This window comes from Paenarthrobacter sp. JL.01a (genome assembly GCF_025452095.1).
Classification (GTDB): Bacteria; Actinomycetota; Actinomycetes; order Actinomycetales; family Micrococcaceae; genus Arthrobacter.
This window is the reverse complement of sequence record NZ_CP104877.1, coordinates 4048843-4069928: the sequence shown is the minus strand read 5'-3', so window position 1 is coordinate 4069928 and position 21086 is coordinate 4048843. Positions and strand designations below refer to the sequence as shown.

Below are 21086 nucleotides of genomic sequence, written 5' to 3'. Positions count from 1 at the left end.
AATGAGGGGGAAACTGCCATGAGCTTGTCCGACCTTCCGGGGCCGGTGCCGGATCCTGCTGTTGTCCGTGCCGGGGGTACAGCCCTGGCCGATCCTGTGGTCCGTGTCAGGCCTGTGTGGATCACCGGCGTGGTGCTGGTCAACCTTGGCATTAACGCCGCGTTCTTTGGTCCCCTCCAGGTCCTCCTGGGCCAGCAGGCGGCCCACTTCGACGAGGGCCAGAAGGAAGCAATCCTTGCCCTGGTCACCGGATGCGGCGCTGCTGTCTCCATGGTGGCGAACCCCTTGTTCGGAGCTTTCAGTGACCGGACCACGTCCCGTTACGGCCGCCGGGTTCCCTGGGTGCTCATGGGTGCCATCCTCGGCGCCGTGGCCCTGGTTGCCTTGGCCGGTGCGCCCAACGTGGCTGTGATGACTGTCCTGTGGTGCCTCGTGCAGGCCGGTGCCAATGCCATGTACTCGGCCATCACTGCAGCCGTACCGGACAGGGTTCCAGTGCCGCAGCGTGGAACTGTTGGTGGCCTGGCCGCCATGGGGCAGACGGTAGGTATCCTCGTTGGCGCCGTGATCGCCGCCGTCGTGGCCGGAGACTTTGCCGCAGGGTACTGGGTGTGCGCAGCGGCGCTGCTCGCCGGCGTCGTGCTTTATCTCTTCAAGAGCGATGACCAGCCCCTCCCGCCGCAGGAGCGGCCGCCGTTCAGCCTGTGGCAGTTCGTCAAGGGTTTCTGGGTTTCGCCGAAGCGCTACCCGGACTTTGCATGGGCCTGGCTTACGCGGTTGCTGGTCAGCACGGGCAACCACATGATCACCCTGTATCTGCTTTTCTTCCTCAGCGACATTGTCCGCCTCAAGGAAACGCAAGGGATCGAGCCCGAGTTCGGTGTGCTGGTTTTGACAGGGCTTTACGCCGTCATGGTCATCATCACCAGTGTCCTGGGTGGGCGGGTCAGTGACCGGATGGGAAAGCGGAAGCCCTTGGTCATAGCGTCGTCGGTCATCATTGCCGCGGCGTCTCTGATTCTTGCCTTCGCTGCGACGTGGATCGGCGGGCTTGCCGGCGCGGCCGTACTTGGCATCGGCTTTGGGGCCTACCTGGCGGTGGACTTCGCGCTGATCACCCAGGTCCTGCCCACGGCTTTGGACCGCGGCCGGGATCTGGGTGTCATCAACATCGCGAATTCATTGCCCCAAGTGATCGCCCCGGCGATCGCCTTTGTGTTCGTTCAGTACTGGGGCGGCTACGTTTCGCTGTACGTAGCCGCCGCAGTCATCGGGCTTCTGGGCGCCGTGTTCGTGGTGAAGATCAAGAGCGTCGAGTAGGCCTAGAAGACGTAGTTCATGACGTTCCAGCCAGTTCCGACTGTCGCCTGGCCCTTCCAGTAGCCCGCAAACCAACCGCTTATTTGGTAGGCGGCGCCGTTTCCGTAGTACATGACCATTTGCCCGTTGTAGTCGATGCCGTATATGTCAGGGTCGCCGTCGCCGTTGAAATCGCCGAGTCCACCCAGACGGGACATGACCTGCCATCCGTAACCTGTTGTATCGGCACCGAGGAACTTCCCGGTTCGAGGGCCTTCGCTGATCATCAAACCGTTGTACTGATTCTTGTATACGAGGGAGAGCGCCTCGCTGCCAGTAAAGTAGCCAACTGCTGTGAGCAGGCTTGCATTGCCCCACCCAAAGCCAATTTGAGTCGGGGAAAGCCAGCCGCCGCGGCCGTCGCCTGGGTACAGGAACAAATTGTTGGCGGAATCGCGGGCGATGATGTCGTTGGTGCCGTCGCCATTGAAGTCACCCGCACCGATGATGTCCCTGAAGCCCTGCCATCCTTGGCCAACCTGCTTGGCTACGATCCAGCCTCCCGCGCCGTTCCCTGAGTAGAGGAAGAGGCGTCCCTGGGGGTCCCTGGCCATAACATCCACGTTGCCGTCGCCATCGAAGTCGCCGGGTGAGAGAAGGAAGTCATAAATATGCCAGCCTGTTCCGATCACCTGGGGGGCATGCCAATGTCCACGCCCATCCGTTGGGTAGAGCAACAGCTGACCATAGGCATTGCGCGCGAACACATCTGCCGTGCCGTCGCCATTGAAGCCCCAGGAACGGGCCTTGGCGCCAATGACCGTGGGGTTGTGGACGGTCTGGGTTGCGGACGAGGTTGCGTCGAAAGTAGCCGTTATTGAGCCTGACAGGGTATGGCCCACATCAGCGGCAACAGGACTGTATAAGGCTTGGTTAGCGCCGGGGATGACTACGTTGTCGCGAGTCCACTTATAGGTAAAGGTGGGCTGGCCACCTGCCGGCGTTACCTGCGGCGGGCTGTAAAGGATCATATGAAGGCGGCCGCCCAAGGTGGGATCCCCTTGGATCTCCACAGCGTTGAGCCACACTGTGCGAAGTGGTGCTGACACGGCGGGCAGCTGTGGAGCGGCCACGGTAGGCGCGGAAGCGCCGGCAGCTGCAGCCGGCGTCAAGATCAGTGCCACGGACAGTGCGACTGTTAGAAAGTGTCTGGTTCTGCGGCGCGCGGGCGCGCGCAGGACAGGGTTGAGACCCAAGGATTCCCCCAAGAGATAAGGCGGCACGGAGATGGCCGAAAGAGATCAATTGGGATGACACTACCGCCTGCAGGAGCGCTGGCATAGAGGGTGCCCATTTATGGCGAAGGGCCCCGTCCGGATGTCTCCGTACGGGGCCCTCAATGCCTAAAAACTAGAACAGGTCCGTGAATCCGCCCCAGCCCCAGCCGACCACAGCACTTCCCGCCCAGCCGGCGGAACCGTTGCCGTAGTAGGCGCGCAACTGCCCGGCGCCGTCCACGGCAAAGACGTCCGGCTTTCCGTCACCGTTGACGTCACCTGCGCTGCCGATCTTGCTCATGCCGCCCCAGCCCTGGCCGACGACGGCCATGCCGTTCCAGCCCCCGGCGCCGTTGCCGCTGTAAAGCCTCAGGTTGCCGGCAGAGTCCCGGCCCAGGATGTCCACGTTGGTGTCGCCGTCGAAGTCGCCCGGGGTGATGATCGCATCCAGCGCGTTCCAGCCCTGGCCGATCACGGTCCGCGGCAACCAGCCGCCATGTCCGTCGCCGGGGTAGAGGTAAAGGACTCCGTTGGCGTCGCGGGCCATGATGTCGTTGGTGCCGTCGCTGTTGAAGTCACCCGGGGCCACCAGCGAGGTGAAGATGTTCCACCCCGTCCCGATCTTCCGGGGACCGTTCCAACCGCCGGCACCGTTGCCGCTGTAGAGGTACAGGCCCCCTGCCGAGTCCCGGCCCACGACATCGTTGTTGCCGTCGCCGTCGAAGTCGCCCGGTGCCAGCACGGTGGGGAAGATGTTCCATCCAACGCCCACGGTTCGCGCCGGTTCCCAGGCGTTGTTGATCCGCGGGTACATGAGGAGGGTGCCGTCGGAGCGGCGTGCGAGCAGTTCGAAGGCGCCGCGGCCCGTAAAGCCGTTGGGCCGGTTGGAGTCGGAAATGGGCGCGGTCTCCGCGCTTGCTACTTCCATGTCCTGACACGGGTAGGCGGCCACGAGGTGGGCGGCGATGGTCTTTCCACGGTCTTCCTCGCCCAGGACGTACTTGGGCCACGTGGGATGGTCCGTAGCGACTTCGCCGTCCCGGGTCCAGTAGATCCGCGTATCGGGACCGGCTCCGGCGCCGCACCCTTTATAGGCATAGGGGTCCCACGTGACAGTGAGCGTTGATCCGACGAAAGGTGCACCGGTGATGACGGGCGGTTCCGGATCCATGGTGGCCATGGCGGGCGCGGGCCCCGCAAAGACGGCTGCGACCATCGCAGCCACTGTCGCGGCAACCGCTCGACGCACGCCAGACCCCAGGCGTGATGGAGCGTACATTGTGTCCTCCCCAGACTTTATGGGGTTAATGGTACAGCGTCCGTAGTTTTCTAGAAGATTGCTGTGAACCAGCCGAAGCCTGCGCCCGCGGCTTCTGATCCCTTCCAGCCGGCCCGACCGTCGCTGTAGTACGTCAGCAGGCGGCCCTGTTGGTCCACTCCGTAGACATCGGGGAAGCCGTCACCGTTGAAGTCGCCGGCAGCGCCCACATACTTGAGTGCGTTCCAGCCAACGCCGACCATCCAGGACCGCGACCAGCCACCGGCGCCGTTGCCCGTGTAAACGAACAGGTACCCGTTGCTGTCGCGCGCCAGCAGGTCCACGTTCCCGTCACCGTTGAAGTCGCCGGGAGTCACCAAGGCGTTCATCACATTCCAACCGGTTCCGACGGCGGTCCGCGGCAACCAGCCTCCGGCACCGTTGCCCGGGTAAAGATAGAGGGTGCCGCCGGGTTCCCGGGCGAGGATGTCGTTGTTGCCGTCGCCGTTGAAGTCGCCCGGGCCGATGATGGCGTCAAAAATGTTCCAGCCGTTGCCGATGGCTCGCGCGGGCTTCCATCCGCCCGCCCCGTCGCCGCTGAACAGGTAGAGTCCGCCGGCGGAATCACGGACCATCATGTCGCTCTTGCCGTCTCCGTCGAAGTCGCCGGGGGAGAAGACAGTATTGAAGATGTTGAAGCCGTAGCCCACGGTCCGGGGCGCGTCCCACGCAGCGCCGGTGCGTCCGTACAGAAGAAGTGACCCGTCGTTTGCCCGGGTCAGGAGTTCGAAGCTGCGGCCGGTGAATCCTGCCGCGCGGTTCACGGCACCAACCGGCCGGGTCTCGGCGCTGTGCAGGGATTCCCCGCCGCAAGCGGTCTTGCTGGCCGTGACGTGCACGGCCATCCGCGAGCCCGTGTCGTCAGCTTCGAGGTTGTAGCTTGTCGCCGTTTCGCCGGCAACGAGGAAGCCGTCCCGGGTCCAGTAGATCGAGTAGTCGGGGCCTTTGCCGCCTCCGCAACCGTAGAAAGTGTACGGGCCGATGTCCGCGTTCAGCTGTTTGCCCACGAACGGTTGACCGTTGAGTAGCGGATCGGGTCCGTTGCTGGGAGCCGCCGACGCCGGCAAAGGGCTAAGTGCCATGGCCGCTACTGTGGCGGTCAGCAGCGCTGCTGCCATCCGGCGTCGTAATGTCCCCATACGTTCCTCCTGTGGGTCTGAACCTGCATGAAAGTGTATGCGGGCAGGGGCGCGATTTCCGGGACCGGCAGCTCGTGGAGCTCCGTGGGAGGCTCTCAGGGAACGGTCATGTTGCTCCCGTATCATTGATGCGATCGGCCAGCCGCGGGTCTTTCACGCCGGCCGGCCACCGCCTTGTCAGCCTGCCAAGAGATCGCCGGAAATGCCCGTAACCAACTCACTGGAACCGTACTCCCTTGACCTGACCACGGGGCTTCCCCGTATGGCTGCTGCGCCCACCACCCCGCGGCAGCAGCTCCGCTATGCCCGCATCCTGAAGACGGCCGAGGGCTTCGCGCAGCGGCAGTTCGACACGTTGAGCCTTTCCGATGTTGCTGCCCGTGCCGACGTACCGCTGGGAACTCTCTACCGGTACTTTCCCTCCACGGCCCACCTGATGCTGGCCGTCTACAGGCAGCAGCTGCGGGAGTTGCGGGAGGGGGCCCGTCAGCGCGAAGGCAAGGGCCACGCGCTCGCGGGTTTGATGATGGAGATTTTCCACCTCCGCGTGATGCAGCCCGGTGTGGAGCATTGCCTGATCCGCCCCGCTGGCAAGGATGACGACACGGCCCAGTTGTTGCGCGAAGTCGATGCGCTCTCGGAGGAAGTCGTGGGTTCCCTGAGCAAGGACACCGGCAAGGACACAGTGAAGGCCAGGATTTTGCTGCACTTGGTCAGCGGGTTGGTCCAGGCGGTCCGCTGCCGCAGGTTGTCCTTGTTCGAAGCCGAGAAGGACCTGAAGAGGGCGTGCTCCCTCATGTCCGGCGAATAGCGAAACAATCCAACGGTGGTCTAGACCGATTGCCGCCCAAAACACGGTTTCTCGCGTGATGTAGCTCACTATTAGCGTTGGTTGAACGTTTTACTCTCGAATCGTCTCTTTTGGTATTGAATCTTGTACCCCTCGGGCCTCCCTAGGCTGGAACTACCGAAGCGGCTAGCAGCCCCCTATCTGCAGAAGCAACGCCGGACCAGCCACCCTTGGTCCGCACATCAGTTCTGTTCCTGCCCGAACCATGCCGTGGGTCCACGGCTAGCCTGAGGAGACAAAGACGTGTCCATCGAGACAATTGCAACTGACAACGACGCCCTGGTACTGAGCGAAGAAGAGATCTTCGCAGCCCACGAAGGCGGCAAGCTGACCATTTCCAGCACCGTGCCGCTGAACAACAAGCGTGACCTCTCCATCGCATACACCCCGGGCGTTGCCCAGGTGAGCCGCGCAATCCACGCCGACCCCAAGCTTGCCCGCACCCACACCTGGGCCGAGCGCCTTGTTGTAGTGGTCAGCGACGGCACTGCGGTGCTGGGGCTCGGCAACATCGGCCCCAGTGCGTCCCTTCCCGTCATGGAGGGCAAGTCCGCCCTGTTCAAGTCCTTCGGAGACCTCGACTCCATTCCGCTGGTCCTGAACACCACGGATGTGGACGAGATCATCGAGACCCTGGTCCGCCTCCGCCCGAGCTTTGGCGCAGTGAACCTCGAGGACATCTCCGCACCCCGCTGCTTCGAACTCGAAGAGCGCCTCATCGAAGCCCTCGACTGCCCCGTCATGCACGATGACCAGCACGGCACCGCCGTCGTGGTTCTCGCTGCCCTGACCAACGCAGCCAAGGTGACCAAGCGCGAGCTCCAGGGCCTGAAGGTTGTTGTCTCCGGTGCCGGTGCCGCAGGTATCGCCATCGCCGAGATCCTCCTGGCTGTCGGCATCGAGGATGTGATCCTCCTTGACTCCAAGGGCGTGGTCAACGCCGAGCGCGCCGACCTCGCCGCCGACCCCTCCAGTGTCAAGGCCCGCATGGCCCAGCGCACCAACCCGCGTGGCGTCACCGGCGGCCCGGGCGAGGGACTGACCGGCGCCGATGTGTTTGTTGGCGTTTCTTCTTCCAAGCTGGACGAAGAGCACCTGAAGCTCATGAACGACCAGTCGATCGTGTTCGCCCTGTCCAACCCGGACCCGGAGGTCCTGCCCGAGGTCGCACAGCAGTACGCAGCCGTTGTTGCCACCGGCCGCAGCGACTTCCCGAACCAGATCAACAACGTTTTGGCTTTCCCGGGAATCTTCCGCGGTGCACTGGATGCCAAGGCACGCCGCATCACGCCCGCCATGAAGATCGCCGCTGCCAACGCCATTGCTGAGCTGGCCGCCGAAGACCTCTCCGCGGAGTACATCGTGCCGAGCCCGCTCGACGCCCGTGTGGCTCCTGCGGTGACCGCGGCTGTTGCCGCTGCAGTCGCCGAGTAGCGGCTACCAACGCAAGAACGACGACGGCGACGCCTCCCGTGCTGGGGAGCGTCGCCGTCGTTCTTGGTTTCCAAGGCACCCCTAGACTGGGTGCCATGAACGCCGAACTCATCGTGACCATCCTCTGCGGCCTGGCCATTGCCGTGGGCGTGGTCGGAACCATCATTCCCGTCTTGCCGGGCAGCATCCTGATCGGCGCCAGCCTGCTGGTGTGGGCCATCTGGGGCGGGGCCGGGCCCATGGGCTGGGTGATCTTCGCAGTGGGAATGCTGTTCGTCGTGGCGGGGATGGCCGCCAGCGCTGTGTTGACCGGGCGCAAAATGAAGCAGCATGGAATCCCCAACAGGTCCGTCCTGATCGGCGTGGTTGTTGGTGTGGTGGGTATGTTCGTCATACCTGTGGTGGGGCTCTTTGTGGGGTTCGCCGTGGGGCTTCTGCTGAGTGAAGTCCTGCGCACCCGCAATGTCCAGGTTGCCTTGCGTTCCAGCGGGGCGGCGCTGAAAGCCACAGGGATCGGGATGCTGGTGGAGTTTGCCCTGGCCTGCGCTGCCGCGAGTACGTGGATCATCGGGGTGTGGGTTGAGGCGGTGTACGGCGGCCCCTGACGGCTCGCCGAGACGGCATTTAATGACAATGCGAGGCGCTCGGACTGTCATCAAATGCCACCTCGGCGGATGCGGCGGAGGGCTTAGTGGAGAGTGGGCACCTGAACCCGTGCCGGGCGGAAAGTTGCTCCTGCCCCGGGGAAGAGGGGGACATCGATCCGCGCATGCGTGTGGATCTCCTGCACTGTGTCCTTGGTGTGCTGCGCGATCTCCGCAAGGGTTGTCACCCACATGCCATCCAGATCCTTGACCCGCTCAATCAGCTCTTCCAGTGCCACGGCACGGGATGGCCTGCCTGAGATGAACGGGTGGTTCGTCAGGACAAAGCAGCTGCCCTGGGCATGGTGGGCCTGCGCTTCGAGGGTCCACATCTCCAGCGCCTTGGCGGGGCTCTCGATAACGCCGCTGCCCGTAACGCCCGGATAGAAGCCGTATTGCTCCCAATCGTCCAAAGCCCAGTCCACTGGGATCTCCACGATGTCGCGGGGATCGCCGTCGGCGACGGAAAGGCGGTAGGGGGCATCGCCGTCGAGCAGGCTTGAATCGTAAAGGAAGCCGCGGTCAGCAAGGAGCGCCGCTGACTGCCAGTTCAATTCCCACCACGGTGCGCGGTAACCAACGGGACGGACGCCGGCGACATTGGCCAATGCTTCAAGGCCCCGGTCGAGGTAGCTGGCCTCAGTGGCGGCGTCGATTCCCCGCATTGGCTCGTGGAGGTAACCGTGATGGGCAATTTCATGGCCGCCATCGGCGATCCTGCGCACGACGTCCGGATAGCTTTCTGCCGTGAAGCCCGGGATGAAGAACGTTCCCTTGATGCCCTGGCGGTCCAGGATCTGCAGCAAGCGTGGAACAGCGATCTTCGGGCCGTACGACTGGTGGCTCATGAGGGACATGCGCCTGGTGCTGGAGGGATCGTGGGCGATGGTGCAGGACTCGGCGTCGACATCGAACGTGAAGGATGCCGCTGCCTTGTATCCGGAAGGCCACGTAACGGGGTGGAGGGAATCAGCGAAAGCCGGCTGGTTCATGCTGTGGTCCTTTCAACGGCCAGCGCGGGTGCAGGCTGAGTGAGTGAAACGTGGTTTGAGTCGGCCAGAAGGTACCTCTTGTGGGCCTGCGGACCCAGGATTGCGTACACGATGGCGCTGCTGAGTCCGCCGGCCAGCCATGAGAGGTCCCAGCCGCCCAGGGCAACAGCGATCGGCCCTTGCATGGCTGGAACCAGGCCGTACATGAACAGCCACGTGGAGAAGATGCCCGCCAGGAGAGAGACGATTCCCGCCCAGTTGACCACCGGCAGCCTGTGTGTGCCGACCGGGTCGAAGAGGCGGTCCACCTTGGCCGGCCAGCGGCGGTCCAGCCAGAAGTAATGCACCAGCATGACGCCGCCCCAGGCGGCGACCCACGCTACCAGGCCGATCAGCCAGGCATCGAGCACTGCTGCGAAGTCCTCCTGGAAGATGAAAAAGATGACGGCGATCAGAGAAAAAATGCCGACGAAAATGTTGAGCTTGCGGCGGCTGATCTTGATGTCCAACGCCTGCGTGGCCACGGAGAACGTGTAGATGTTAAGGATGTTCGTGGCAATGGGACCGTGCAGCACCATGAGCAGAACGGGCAACGCCATGACACCGAAGTTCTGCACGATCAGCTTGCCGGGGTCGATTTCGCCGCTGTTGGTTGCCAGGCTTGCCCCAAGTACGCCCAGCCATACGACAGGGATGAACTGGCCGAGCACAGAGGCAAGGTAGACCTTGCGCTTGGGAACAGAGGTGCTGACAAAGCGTGAGTAGTCTGCGGCGTAGGTGAACCAGGTGATGCCCCAGCCAATGCCGATGGCGGTCATGACGGCGCTCATGGCGGCGATCCTCTCGGATCCTTCCAGGATGTTGCCGGCCGGGCCGGCATAGCCCCAGTCGATCTTCATGCCGAACCAGGCGACAGCTGACATGACGGCCAGGATGATGATGGTGGGCGGGACCGTCCACTTCTCAAAGGCTGCGATGGCTTTGTAGCCGAACCATGCGATGGCCACCTGCGCGGCCATGATGGCCGTCGCGACGCCGATTTTCCAGGCGTAGTTCTTTGCCTCGGGGTCCACCCAGCCGAGGGTTCCGAAGAGCGCCATCACCAGGTCAAGGATGATCCACGTGTTCACCGCGCACCAGCCAATCACCAGGAGGGCCTGGATGGCCGCGGGAAGATAGTTGCCGCGGCGACCAAAGGCGGCACGGGCCAGGACCATGCCCGTAGCGCCGGTCTTTTGGCCGAGCAGTACGAAGCAGCCGAACAGGAGCATGCCGATCAGGTTTCCCAGGACCAGGACGATCACCGTGTCGGCGAAACCGAGGCCCAGATGGATGCCGAGTGCACCCAGGACCCAGTTGATCGGGGCGAGGTTGGCGCCGGCCCAGATCCAGAACTGTCCGGAAACTTTGCGTGTGCGGTCGGACTCGGGGATGGGCTGGAGCCAGGCTTCGCTGTCATGGCCCGGCGCCGTTGCCGGACCTGACTGCGCTGAGCCCGCAGGGGATGGGGTGGAAGACGCGGGGGAGAGGTTGTCTTGCATGGGGAGAGCCTCCGTGTGTGAAAGGGACTCTCCCAGCGTATGTGGGTCAGATCACAGCAACAAGATACGATGTGTCTAAACGAAACGCCAACAACCATACGGAGTGTCATGCCAATCTTCTTGGGTGCTGCTTTGGAGTATGCAAGCCTCAAAGCCGCCGATCCGCGCCTTCTCAATCAAGTCCCCGAGGCACTCGAGAGATCTGTCAGGTGGGTCCACTCGAGCGAAGTCCTGGATATCGCGCCTCTGCTGAGCGGCGGTGAACTGCTCCTCAGCGGCGGCCAGGCGCTCGCCGGCGCGGGAGAAGAACGGCAGGCTGAATACGTGCGGGGATTGGCCGGGCGTGGGATTGCTGCGCTGGCACTCGAAACCGGCCCGGCACTGCCCGAGGTCCCCGCCGTCATGCTCGACGAGGCCCAGGCTGCAGGGCTGCCGCTGATCGAACTTCGCCGGGTAGTCCCGTTTGTTGCCGTTATGCAGGAAATCAATTCCCTTCTCGTCAGCGAATCCGTGGCGCAGCTCCAGCGGGGTGACCAGGCGAGCCACGCCATGGCAGCCGAACTCGCCCACGGCGCAGGGCTGGACCAACTCCTTGCCGTGCTGGCAGAAAAGGCCTTGGTTGGCGCGCGGCTGGTCTCGCCTTCGGGTCTGACTCTTGGTGCGGCGGGACCACTGGCGACTGACGACGCCGGTGACGTCACTTCAGTGGACGTACCGGTGCGGGGCGTGCTGGCCGCCCGCCTTGAACTGCACGTGCCCGACGGCGGCGACCCCGGGATGGCGCGCGTGGCGGGGGAGCGTTGTGTCGACATCCTGGGGTTGGCCCTCATGCAACGAATGCCGCCCGGACTGAAGGAGCTCGCGGGGATCGAGCTCATGCGGGCCATTAATTCCGGAAGCCAGTCATGGCAATTGCGGCAACTCGGCCCCGCCGCGGGCTTCGCCGTCAACGGTGCGGTGGCCGCCGTCGTAATCCGCTCGACAGGAGCCGGGAATCTGCGTGCCGCGGTGGACGAATTGCTGAACACCAGGGTGGCGCACAGCGCGAGCTATGCGGACAATGCCGAGCTGATTGCGCTTGCGGCCTGGCCTGCAGGGGGAAAGGCCGGACGCACGGCGTTGCTTGAAGCGCTGCGCTCACTCGAAATGCCCGCAGGTTCGGCGATGGCTGTTGGTCCGCTCGGAATGGGGATCGATGAGGCGCCCTGGTCGCTCGCGGAAGCGAGACGGACACTTGACCTGCCGTGCTCGGGGGACGGGGTAGCAGACTCTGAGGCGTTCGCCGTTGAGCTGCTTGCCGGCCCGTATTTGGAGCCGGCGGTACGGGAGAGTTTCGTGCAGCGGCAGCTGGGTGCCGTCGTCGAACATGACCGCTTGAGGCGGTCCGGGCTTTTGGCAACGCTGACCGTATGGCTGGACACCGGATGCAACACGGCCCAAGCGGCACGCGAACTTCATCTGGAACGGCAGTCCCTGCATCACCGGCTGCAACGGATCTTCGAGCTCTGCGGTGGTGACCCGCGGGGAACAGGCCGCCTGGCGGCGTTGCATCTCGCGACGCGGTTGGCGCGGCTTCAAGCCCCCTGACGCGAAATCGCGGGACCGCTGCCCGGTTCGCCGTTGAGGAACAGCGAACAGGCAGCGGACCCGCGAAGTCGGTTCGTGCAAGCAAGGACCTACTTCAGCACGATCGTCCTGTTCCCGTTGAGGATGATCCGTCCTTCGCAGTGCCAGCGAACGGCGTTGCTGAGGGCCTTGCATTCGGTGTCCCGGCCGGCGGCTACGAGATCGTCCGGCCCGAACGTGTGGTCCACTTCCACAACCTGTTGGGCGATGATGGGACCTTCGTCCAGTTCGCCGTTGACGTAGTGGGCTGTGGCACCCACGGTTTTCACGCCACGCGCGTATGCCTGGTGGTAGGGCTTGGCACCCTTGAAGCTCGGCAGGAACGAGTGGTGGATGTTGATGGCGCGGCCATCGAGCTTGCGTGCCAGATCATCGCTGAGGACCTGCATGTAGCGGGCCAGCACCACGAGCTCAACATCCAGCTCGTCGATGATCTCCAGCAGTCGGGCCTCGGCGGCAGGCTTGGTGGCAGCCGTGACGGGCACATGGAAGAACGGGATTCCGTGCCATTCGGCCAAACCCTGGTGGTCGGTGTGGTTGGACACGACGCCCACCACATCGATGGGCAATTCACCTATACGCGCCCGGAACAAGAGGTCGTTCAGGCAGTGTCCGAACTTTGACACCATGATCAGCACGCGCCGCTTGGATCCCTGGCGTTCAAGCTGCCAGTTCATGCCGTACTTCTCGCCGACCGGGCAGAACGCGGCACGCAGGGTCTCCAGCGTGGACTCGTCCCCGTCCGATGCGAAGTGCACGCGCATGAAGAAGTGGCCTTCGGCGCGGTCTCCGAACTGCTTGTTGTCGATGATGTCGCAGCCGTGTTCCAGCAGGAAGCCGGAAACGGCATGCACGATTCCGGGACCCTCAGGGCAGTCCAGGGTCAGGACGTGCTCCACGGTGGTGTCACCGCCGGAAGAAACGGCGGTTTCAGTTTGGATGGCAGTCATGCTCAGCACTCCACTACATTGACGGCGAGGCCTCCACGGGAGGTCTCTTTATACTTGGATTTCATGTCGGCGCCGGTCTCGCGCATGGTCTTGATGGCTTTGTCCAGGGAGACCTTGTGGCTGCCATCGCCGTGCAGGGCGAGGCGCGCGGCGTTGATGGCCTTGACGCTGGCGATCGCGTTGCGTTCGATGCAGGGAATCTGCACCAGCCCGCCCACGGGATCACACGTCAGGCCCAGGTTGTGCTCGATCCCCACTTCTGCGGCGTTCTCCACTTGTTCCGGAGTCCCGCCGAGGACTTCGCAGAGCCCGGCCGCGGCCATGGAGCAGGCAGAACCCACCTCGCCTTGGCAGCCAACTTCGGCACCGGAGATGGAAGCGTTGATTTTGAACAGGATTCCGACGGCGGCCGCCGCCAGCAGGAACCGTACGACGCCGTCGTCGTTGGCTCCCGGAACGAACTTGGTGTAGTAGTGCAGCACGGCCGGAACGATGCCCGCTGCCCCATTGGTGGGCGCCGTGACGATCCGTCCGCCGGCGGCGTTTTCCTCGTTCACGGCAAGGGCGAACAGGTTGACCCATTCCATTGCGAGGAGCGGGTCGGCTGAGTTTGCGCCGTTCAGGCCGGCGTCGGTTTCGGACAGCTTCTTGAACAACGACGGCGCCCGTCGCCTGACCTTCAGGCCTCCCGGCAGGATGCCCTCGGCTGAGCAGCCGTTGTCCACGCATTCGCGCATGACGGCCCAGATACCCAGGAGCCGCTCCCGAAGCTCTTCCTCGGAACGCCACACCAATTCGTTGGCCAGCATGATGTCCGAGATCGACTTGCCTTCACGTTCGCAGATGGCCAGCAGTTCATCTGCGGTGGAGAAGGGGTAGGGCAGGACGGTGTCGTCCGCGACGACCTTGTCGGCCCCGGAGGCGTCTCCGTCCACCACGAAGCCGCCACCGATGGAGTAGTAGCTGCGTTCCCGCAGTACCGTCCCTGTATGGTCCAGGGCGCGGAAAGTCATGCCGTTGGGGTGGGCCGGAAGGGACTTGCGGCGGTGGAGGACGACGTCCTCATCCCAGTTGAAGTCCACCCGGTGGTCGCCGCCCAACCGAAGTTCGGCGTCGAGGGCGGCTGCCGCAACCTGGTCATCCGCGGTGCGGGTGTCAACGGTCTCGGGGGAGTGCCCCTGCAGTCCCAGCACCACGGCTTTGTCCGAGCCGTGGCCACGGCCGGTGGCGCCCAGGGAGCCGAAAAGCTCAGCCTGGACGCGCACCGTTGCCGGAAGCTGGCCGGACGATTCAAGACCATCCGTGAACTGCTTTGCCGCGCGCATCGGGCCCACCGTGTGTGACGATGACGGCCCGATGCCCACGGAAAACAGGTCGAGCACACTCAGTGCCATTACGGGACCTCAGGGGATGCGTACTCCCGCATGGCGTCCAGGATCCAGCGGCCCAGGAAGTCGGCGAACGAGGCCCGGGGAAGAATCCGGTAGGACTCGTCCGAGGTCTTCCAGAGCACCACCGGGATGTGTGCGAGTTCCGTGGAAAGGGCCGTCCCGGCTTTGAAGACGCGGGGGTGGAGGTCCAGGGAGCACGTCTTTTCCAGCACCGCGCGGGCGTGGCTGCCGGAGAGCTCGAACGTGGTGCGGTTGGCGGACAGATCCACTACCTGGCCGGAGTCGCCGCCCATGGTAGTGGTCAGGTCGCCCACCAGGGAGCCGCCGAGCGAGTCGTGGGACTCCTCGGGGGCCACTACCAGGAACTCGGTGGGGCCGAGCCAAATGGTGCTGGTTGCACCGGAGGCTACTACCTCACCGCTGGCGGCAGGCAAGCCGCCGGTCACGGACGCAACCCGGGCACCGGCGTCGGACGTCCTGTCGACGCGCACGCCCACCATGGTCTGGTAGGGGATTTCCGTGAGAGTGACCGTTCCGGGAACGGAACCGGAGGTGAAAGCGTCACTGAGGTGCTCTGCCGGGCTGCGGCGGGCGCCCCGGAGGCTGCTCACGATTTCTGCGGGTGCTGCTGTTTCAGCCATCTTTGCGGGTCCCTTCAGCATCAAAAAGTACGGTTTCGCCAACAACCACGTCCACCAGTTGGTCGCCCAGGGAAGCCTGGAGCGTCTCACCGATGCGGTTGCGGCCGTTCTGGATCAGCGCCAGGCCGAAGGAACGGCCAAGGGCGGCGCTGTGGTAGCTCGAGGTCACGAAGCCTTCCATGGGAACGGGGCCGTTGGCGGGGTTGACCGCGATGCCCTTCTCCACGAGCTGGGTGCCTTCGGGAAGCCTCAGCGAGTGGTCGGCCGGAAGGACGCTCACCAGGTGCTTGCGGTCCTCGCGGCTGGCGTCTTGGCGTAGGTAGGAACGCTTGCCGATGAAGTCCTTGGCCTTGGAAACAATCCAGTCCATGCCGGCGTCCTGGGGAGTGACCGTGCCATCGGTGTCCTGGCCGACGATCGGGTAGCCCTTCTCGGCGCGGAGCACGTGCATGGTTTCGGTGCCGTACGGGGTGATGTTGAACTCGGCACCAGCGGCAGCAACGGCTTCCCAGGTGTTGAGGCCGTACCAGGAGGGAACGTTGATTTCGTAGGCCAGTTCACCGGAGAAGGAGATCCGGCAGACGCGGGCCTGAACTCCGGAGGCCAGCGTGGTTTCGCGGAACGTCATGAACGGGAAGTTTTCCGCTTCCAGCCCACCGTTTTCGGCAAGCTGCGGGGCCACCTTCGCGAGGACTGCCCGGGACTTGGGACCGACGACGGCGATGGTGCTCCATTGCTCCGTCACGGAGGTGAAGACCACATCGAGTTCCGGCCACTCCGTCTGGTGCCACTCCTCCAGCCAGTCCAGGACCTTGGCTGCGCCACCGGTGGTGGTGGTCATGAAGTAGGTGTCTTCGTCCAGGCGAAGGGTCACGCCGTCGTCGAAGATCATGCCGTCCAGCGTGCACATGACGCCGTAGCGGGCCGATCCGGGAGCGAGCTTCTTGAAAGCGTTGGTGTAGACACGGTTCAGGAATTCGCCGGAGTCCTTGCCACGGATTTCGATCTTGCCGAGGGTGGTGGCGTCCATGAAGCCCACGGAGTCGCGGACTGCGGCGCACTCGCGCAGTACCGCGGTGTCCATGTCCTCGCCGTCCTGCGGGTAGTACCAGGGGCGCTTCCACTGTCCAACGTCTTCGAACAGTGCACCCTGGGCAACGTGCCACGGGTGGATGGACGTTACGCGGGCGGGGTCGAAGAGCTCGCCGCGCTGGCGGCCGGCCAGGGCTGCGAAGGCGACCGGGGTGAACGGGGCACGGTACGCGGTGGTGCCGATCTCGCCAATTCCCGGAACAGAATCCGCGCCGCCGTGCTTGAGCGCTGCGGCGATGACACCGATCGCGTTGACGCCGGAGGTCTTGCCTTGGTCGTTGGCCGTGCTGATGGAGGTGTACCGCTTGACGTGTTCCACCGAGCGCATGCCCGCTCCGGTGGAGCGGAGGACGTCGGCCACGGACTGGTCGCGCTGGAAGTCGACGAAGTGGTTGTGCCACTCGCCCGGCTCGCCGGTCTGGCCCGGCACCAGCCACAGCTGGCGGGTCGGGGCACTTGCCACTGGAGCCTTCAGCTCGGACGGGGTGGTTGCGGACTCGAAACCGGCAGCGATCGAAGCGGCCGCACCGGCGGAGATACCCTCAGCCAGGCAATCCTGCAGCTCGTAGCTGCCACGGCCTGCGCCCACCACCTGCTGGTCGCGGACAACGCTGGACGGGATGAACGCAGCGAGTTCATCGTCCCAACGCAGCTTGCCTTGGCGCTGGCTGTGGAGGTGGACCACGGGGCTCCAGCCACCGGAAACGGCGAGCAGATCGGCAGCCAGCTGTTCGACGCCCGAGGTGAGTTCGCCGTCGTCGTTGATGCTGCGGACGGTGACGCCGTTCAGGCGACCCGACTCATCTGCGCTGGTGTCTGCAACGGCGCTGCCGATCAGGACCCGGATACCGCTTTCGACGGCGGCTGCGGCCTTCGCGCTGATCTGCGGACGGGCATCGACGACGGCGGCAACCGGTACGCCTGCTGCCTTCAGGTCCGCGGCAAGTGCGTAAGCGGAGTCGTTGGTGGTGCTGATGACCACCCGCGAGCCGGCGGCCACGGCGTAGCGGTTCAGGTAGGAGCGGGCGGCAGAGGCGAGCATGATGCCCGGGCGGTCGTTGTTCTCGAAAACCAACGGACGCTCGTGGGCGCCAGGGGCCAGGACAACCTGTGCAGCACGGATGTGCCAAATCCGCTGGCGCGAGACGCCCGGGGCTGCCGGGACGCTCAGGTGATCCGTGCGGTTCTGGGCCGCGATGACGTAGTTGGAATCGTAGGAGCCGAAGGCTGTGGTCCGGTTCAAGACCGTGCATTCGGCGGCGGAAACGAGTTCGGCCTCGACGTCTGCCACCCACTCGAGGGCGGGCTTGCCTTCGATGGTTTCCTGCAGCCCGGGGGCCGTGGAGCCGGAGAGCAGCGAGCCGCCAAGCTCAGGCTGGTCGTCGATCAGGATGACGCGGGCGCCGGTGCGGACTGCTTCACGTGCTGCTGCCAAGCCGGCAACGCCACCGCCCACTACCAGGACATCGGTGTGGACGTACTTCTTGTCGTACTCTGCCTTGTCCTCGTTGGGGTCCAGCTTGCCCAGACCGGACAGGAGCTCAATGTCCATGCCGTCAACCAGCGAAACTGCGCTGGCCGGGAGCATCGACTCGGCGACGTGGCCCGGGAAGCGGGGTGCGATCTTGACCAGGGCGTTCGACTCTTCCACACCTGCGGCCATGATGCCGCGGGGGCGGTCCTCGTAGAGGGAGTTGCCGGCGTTGATGTGGCCGTTGGCCAGCAGCGCTGACGCAATGGTGTCTCCCGGGTGGCCGGTGAATTCCTGGCCGTCCACCGTGAAGCGCCATGAGATGCTGCGATCGATGCGGCCGCCGGTAGCGAGGCGGGCGTTCTGGCTGCTCACTTCTGGGCTCCTTCCGGGGAGGTGGTTGTGGTGGGGGCGCCTGGGGCCAGGCCGGGTCCGCCGGCTTGGCCTTGTGCTGATTGGCCCGCAATGTCCGGCCGCGGTGAGCCCATCGCGTAGATGGAGTGGATGTCGTAGCTCACGGTGTCGCGCAGCATGTTGAACCACTGGCGGCAACCGGTGCTGTGGACCCAGCGCTCGGCGAAGGTGCCCTTGGTGTTCTCGCGGTAGAACAGGTATTCAGCCCATTCACGGTCCGTGAGGTCGTTCGGGTTTTCCGGGTAGGGGACGTGTGCTTGTCCGCCGTAGTGGAATTCGGTTTCGTCGCGTGGCCCGCAGTTGGGGCATGAAATGAGGAGCATGTCCTTGCCTTCCTGTCTTAGTGGGCCACGGCTGCGGCGCCGTGTTCGTCGATGAGGGCACCGGTTTCGAAGCGTTCCAGTGCGAACGGGGCGTTGAGCTCGTGCGGAGCGCCGGTGGCAATGGTGTGGGCGAAGGTGAGGCCCGCTGCCGGGGTTCCCTTGAAACCGCCGGTTCCCCAGCCGCAGTTGACGAACATGTTTTCCACCGGGGTCACGCCGACGATCGGGGAAGCGTCCAGCGTGGTGTCCACGATGCCGCCCCAGGTACGGAGCACGTGTGCCCGGGCGAAGATCGGGAAGAGCTCCACGGCTGCTGCCATCTGCTCCTCGATCACGTGGAAGGAACCACGCTGGCCGTAGCCGTTGTAGGAGTCGACGCCGGCACCCATCACCAGTTCACCCTTGTGGGCCTGGGAAACGTAGACGTGGACGTGGTTGGACATGACCACGGTCGGGTGGACGGGTTCGTGCAGCTCGGAGACGAGGGCCTGCAGCGGGTGGGACTGGATCGGGAGGCGGAAGCCGGCCATTTCCGCCAGTACCGAGCTGTGGCCAGCGGCTGCGAGGCCAACCTTTTCCGTGTTGATGGTGCCGCGGGTGGTCTTGACGCCGGTGACGCGGTTGCCGTCCTTGATGAAGCCGGTGACTTCACAGTTCTGGATGATGTCCACGCCCAGCTCGTCACACTTGCGGGCGAAGGCCCAGGCAACGTGGTCGTGCTTGGCGATGCCTGCGCGCGGCTGGTACGTGGCGCCCATGACGGGGTAGCGGATGTTGTCGCTGGTGTTCAGGATGGGGCAGAGTTCCTTGACCTGGTCCGGCTCGAGCCATTCGGCGTCCACACCGTTGAGGCGGTTGGCGCCGACGCGGCGCATGCTTTCGCGGACATCGCCCAGAGTGTGGGCGAGGTTCATGACACCGCGCTGGCTGAACAGAAAGTCGTACTCGAGTTCCTCGGGCAGGATTTCCCAGAGCTTGAGGGCGTGCTCGTAGATGGCGGCGCTCTCGTCCCAGAGGTAGTTGGAACGGATGATCGTGGTGTTGCGCGCCATGTTGCCACCGGCCAGCCAGCCCTTTTCCAGGATGGCGATATTGGTCATGCCGTGGTTCTTGGCCAGGAAGTAGGCGGTGGCGAGGCCGTGCCCGCCGCCGCCAACGATCACTGCGTCGTAGGACTTTTTGGGTTCCGGGTTGCGCCAGAGGAAGTCAGGGTGTTCGGGGAGGTGGTCGACACTCACTGGGCTGCTCCAATCATTTCTGCTTCGAATACGGATTCGGCGCCATTGCCGAGGTGGGGGTAAAGCGGGAACTTCTCCGCGAGTGCGGTAACGCGGCCGCGGAGTTCGACGGCGGTCTGGTCACCCAGGGTGCCGCTGGCAGCAGAGGCGATCAACGCCGTCGCAATGATGTCCGCGACTTCGGTGAATTCCTCGGCGCCGAAACCGCGGGCAGCCAGTGCCGGGGTGCCGACGCGCAGGCCGGAGGAGACCATCGGCGGGCGGGGGTCGAACGGCACGGGGTTGCGGTTGACGGTGATACCGATGTGGTGCAGCGCGTCTTCACCTTGCTGGCCGTTGAGTTCGGAGTTGCGCAGGTCCACGAGGACCAGGTGAACGTCGGTACCGCCGCTGACGACGGAGATGCCGGCTGCTGCGACATCTTCTTTAAGGAGACGCTCAGCAATGATCTTGGAGCCTTCAAGGACGCGCTCCTGGCGCTCCTTGAATTCGGGCTCTGCAGCAAATTTGAAGGCCACGGCCTTGGCTGCGATGACGTGTTCCAGTGGTCCGCCCTGCTGGCCGGGGAAGACGGCGGAGTTGACCTTCTTGGCGATGTCGGCGTCGTTGGTGAGGATGACGCCGCCGCGGGGACCGCCGAGGGTCTTGTGAGTGGTGCTGGTGACGATGTGGGCGTGGGGGACCGGGCTCGGGTGGAGTCCTGTTGCCACCAGGCCGGCGAAGTGTGCCATGTCCACCATCAGGTAGGCGCCCACGGAGTCGGCGATCCGGCGGAACTCGGCGAAGTCCAGTTGGCGGGAGTAGGCGGACCAGCCGGCAACGATCAGCTGGGGCTTGTTCTCGACGGCCAGGCGCTCGACCTCGGCCATGTCGATGGTGTGGGTGTCTTCGCGGACGCTGTAGGGGACAACATTGTAGAGCTTGCCGGAGAAGTTGATCCGCATGCCGTGGGTGAGGTGGCCGCCGTGGGCGAGGTTGAGGCCCATGATGGTGTCGCCGGGCGTGATGAGGGCGTGCATTGCTGCAGCGTTGGCCTGGGCGCCGGAGTGGGGCTGGACGTTGGCGAATTCCGCCCCGAAGAGTGACTTCAAGCGGTCGATGGCGAGCTGCTCGATGACGTCAACGTGCTCGCAGCCGCCGTAGTAGCGCTTGCCCGGGTAGCCTTCGGCGTACTTGTTGGTGAGCACCGAGCCCTGGGCCTCCATAACGGCGGTAGGGGCGAAGTTCTCCGAGGCGATCATTTCCAGCGTGGACTGCTGGCGGACAAGTTCCTGGGCGATCGCCTGATCAACCTCCGGGTCCGCCTCGGCGAGCGGGCGGATCAACGGTGCAACCATGGTGTTCTCCTTAGAAGTACGGGTGGTGGCTGACTGTTAGTCAACTAATATATTAGAACTGTTGCCATGGTATGTTGGAGATCACATAGTCGTCAACAGATCTGCTGAA

General features: G+C 64.4%; 17 protein-coding genes. 5 read left to right on the top strand and 12 right to left on the bottom strand.

Going from position 1 to position 21086, the window contains the following annotated elements:
- The first annotated feature begins 18 nt into the window (after positions 1 to 18).
- A complete protein-coding gene (locus N5P29_RS19285; RefSeq protein ID WP_262276389.1) occupies positions 19 to 1320 on the top strand; it encodes an MFS transporter in 1302 nt (433 codons plus the stop codon).
- Positions 1321 to 1322: 2 nt separating this feature from the next.
- Here N5P29_RS19285 and N5P29_RS19280 read toward each other — a convergent pair whose 3' ends face one another.
- From N5P29_RS19280 to N5P29_RS19270, 3 genes are all read right to left on the bottom strand, one after another.
- Positions 1323 to 2483, bottom strand: coding sequence for an FG-GAP repeat domain-containing protein (locus N5P29_RS19280; RefSeq protein ID WP_262276388.1), 1161 nt, complete (start codon positions 2481 to 2483; stop codon positions 1323 to 1325).
- A gap of 226 nt (positions 2484 to 2709) precedes the next feature.
- Positions 2710 to 3855, bottom strand: coding sequence for an FG-GAP-like repeat-containing protein (locus tag N5P29_RS19275; protein ID WP_262276387.1), 1146 nt, complete (start codon positions 3853 to 3855; stop codon positions 2710 to 2712).
- A 50-nt stretch (positions 3856 to 3905) separates the two neighbouring features.
- Positions 3906 to 5033, bottom strand: coding sequence for an FG-GAP repeat domain-containing protein (locus N5P29_RS19270; RefSeq protein ID WP_262276386.1), 1128 nt, complete (start codon positions 5031 to 5033; stop codon positions 3906 to 3908).
- Between the two features lie 202 nt (positions 5034 to 5235).
- Here N5P29_RS19270 and N5P29_RS19265 point away from each other — a divergent pair, with 202 nt between their 5' ends.
- The 3 genes from N5P29_RS19265 to N5P29_RS19255 all read left to right on the top strand — a co-directional run bounded on the left by N5P29_RS19265 (position 5236) and on the right by N5P29_RS19255 (position 7922).
- The gene (locus N5P29_RS19265) at positions 5236 to 5844 is read left to right on the top strand and encodes a TetR/AcrR family transcriptional regulator (RefSeq protein ID WP_262276385.1); all 609 of its coding nucleotides are present in this window, start codon (positions 5236 to 5238) and stop codon (positions 5842 to 5844) included.
- 282 nt (positions 5845 to 6126) lie between these two features.
- Positions 6127 to 7317: an NAD(P)-dependent malic enzyme gene (locus N5P29_RS19260; RefSeq protein WP_262276384.1), complete on the top strand. Its 1191-nt coding sequence runs from the start codon at positions 6127 to 6129 to the stop codon at positions 7315 to 7317.
- Between the two features lie 95 nt (positions 7318 to 7412).
- Positions 7413 to 7922 carry a DUF456 domain-containing protein gene (locus N5P29_RS19255; RefSeq protein ID WP_262276383.1) on the top strand — a complete coding sequence of 170 codons (510 nt, stop codon included), beginning with the start codon at positions 7413 to 7415 and terminating at the stop codon, positions 7920 to 7922.
- An 83-nt stretch (positions 7923 to 8005) separates the two neighbouring features.
- Here the strand turns inward: N5P29_RS19255 and N5P29_RS19250 are convergent, their stop codons facing one another.
- Positions 8006 to 8953, bottom strand: a complete 948-nt coding sequence (locus tag N5P29_RS19250) for a polysaccharide deacetylase family protein (RefSeq protein ID WP_262276382.1) — start codon at positions 8951 to 8953, stop codon at positions 8006 to 8008.
- Entirely contained in the window at positions 8950 to 10494 is a 1545-nt protein-coding gene (locus tag N5P29_RS19245) for a purine-cytosine permease family protein (protein WP_262276381.1), read from the bottom strand. Before N5P29_RS19245 ends, N5P29_RS19250 begins: the two co-directional genes overlap by 4 nt.
- Positions 10495 to 10602: 108 nt before the next feature.
- Here N5P29_RS19245 and N5P29_RS19240 point away from each other — a divergent pair, with 108 nt between their 5' ends.
- Positions 10603 to 12081 carry a PucR family transcriptional regulator gene (locus N5P29_RS19240; RefSeq protein ID WP_262276380.1) on the top strand — a complete coding sequence of 493 codons (1479 nt, stop codon included), beginning with the start codon at positions 10603 to 10605 and terminating at the stop codon, positions 12079 to 12081.
- Between the two features lie 89 nt (positions 12082 to 12170).
- Here N5P29_RS19240 and purU read toward each other — a convergent pair whose 3' ends face one another.
- The 7 genes from purU to glyA are packed head-to-tail and all read right to left on the bottom strand — an operon-like array spanning position 12171 to position 20977.
- Positions 12171 to 13070: a formyltetrahydrofolate deformylase gene (gene purU, locus N5P29_RS19235; protein WP_262276379.1), complete on the bottom strand. Its 900-nt coding sequence runs from the start codon at positions 13068 to 13070 to the stop codon at positions 12171 to 12173.
- 2 nt (positions 13071 to 13072) lie between these two features.
- The gene (locus tag N5P29_RS19230) at positions 13073 to 14464 is read right to left on the bottom strand and encodes an L-serine ammonia-lyase (protein ID WP_262276378.1); all 1392 of its coding nucleotides are present in this window, start codon (positions 14462 to 14464) and stop codon (positions 13073 to 13075) included.
- Entirely contained in the window at positions 14464 to 15102 is a 639-nt protein-coding gene (locus tag N5P29_RS19225; protein ID WP_262276377.1) for a sarcosine oxidase subunit gamma, read from the bottom strand. Before N5P29_RS19225 ends, N5P29_RS19230 begins: the two co-directional genes overlap by 1 nt.
- Positions 15095 to 18040: a 2Fe-2S iron-sulfur cluster-binding protein gene (locus N5P29_RS19220; protein WP_262276376.1), complete on the bottom strand. Its 2946-nt coding sequence runs from the start codon at positions 18038 to 18040 to the stop codon at positions 15095 to 15097. Before N5P29_RS19220 ends, N5P29_RS19225 begins: the two co-directional genes overlap by 8 nt.
- Positions 18037 to 18402: a sarcosine oxidase subunit delta gene (locus tag N5P29_RS19215; RefSeq protein WP_262276375.1), complete on the bottom strand. Its 366-nt coding sequence runs from the start codon at positions 18400 to 18402 to the stop codon at positions 18037 to 18039. Before N5P29_RS19215 ends, N5P29_RS19220 begins: the two co-directional genes overlap by 4 nt.
- A 17-nt stretch (positions 18403 to 18419) precedes the next feature.
- Positions 18420 to 19640 (bottom strand): sarcosine oxidase subunit beta family protein, encoded by a 1221-nt coding sequence (locus tag N5P29_RS19210; protein ID WP_262276374.1) that lies wholly within the window; start codon positions 19638 to 19640, stop codon positions 18420 to 18422.
- Positions 19637 to 20977 (bottom strand): serine hydroxymethyltransferase, encoded by a 1341-nt coding sequence (gene glyA / locus N5P29_RS19205; protein ID WP_262276373.1) that lies wholly within the window; start codon positions 20975 to 20977, stop codon positions 19637 to 19639. The genes N5P29_RS19210 and glyA overlap by 4 nt, the downstream gene beginning before the upstream one ends.
- Positions 20978 to 21086 lie beyond the last annotated feature (109 nt).

Bases quoted from the DNA above. Each gene is read 5' to 3' on its own strand.
- N5P29_RS19285 (WP_262276389.1), top strand. From the start codon at position 19: ATGAGCTTGTCCGACCTTCCGGGGCCGGTGCCGGATCCTGCTGTTGTC.
- N5P29_RS19275 (WP_262276387.1), bottom strand. From the start codon at position 3,855: ATGTACGCTCCATCACGCCTGGGGTCTGGCGTGCGTCGAGCGGTTGCC.
- N5P29_RS19270 (WP_262276386.1), bottom strand. From the start codon at position 5,033: ATGGGGACATTACGACGCCGGATGGCAGCAGCGCTGCTGACCGCCACA.
- N5P29_RS19265 (WP_262276385.1), top strand. From the start codon at position 5,236: ATGCCCGTAACCAACTCACTGGAACCGTACTCCCTTGACCTGACCACG.
- N5P29_RS19255 (WP_262276383.1), top strand. From the start codon at position 7,413: ATGAACGCCGAACTCATCGTGACCATCCTCTGCGGCCTGGCCATTGCC.
- N5P29_RS19250 (WP_262276382.1), bottom strand. From the start codon at position 8,953: ATGAACCAGCCGGCTTTCGCTGATTCCCTCCACCCCGTTACGTGGCCT.
- N5P29_RS19245 (WP_262276381.1), bottom strand. From the start codon at position 10,494: ATGCAAGACAACCTCTCCCCCGCGTCTTCCACCCCATCCCCTGCGGGC.
- N5P29_RS19240 (WP_262276380.1), top strand. From the start codon at position 10,603: ATGCCAATCTTCTTGGGTGCTGCTTTGGAGTATGCAAGCCTCAAAGCC.
- purU (WP_262276379.1), bottom strand. From the start codon at position 13,070: ATGACTGCCATCCAAACTGAAACCGCCGTTTCTTCCGGCGGTGACACC.
- N5P29_RS19230 (WP_262276378.1), bottom strand. From the start codon at position 14,464: ATGGCACTGAGTGTGCTCGACCTGTTTTCCGTGGGCATCGGGCCGTCA.
- N5P29_RS19225 (WP_262276377.1), bottom strand. From the start codon at position 15,102: ATGGCTGAAACAGCAGCACCCGCAGAAATCGTGAGCAGCCTCCGGGGC.
- N5P29_RS19215 (WP_262276375.1), bottom strand. From the start codon at position 18,402: ATGCTCCTCATTTCATGCCCCAACTGCGGGCCACGCGACGAAACCGAA.
- glyA (WP_262276373.1), bottom strand. From the start codon at position 20,977: ATGGTTGCACCGTTGATCCGCCCGCTCGCCGAGGCGGACCCGGAGGTT.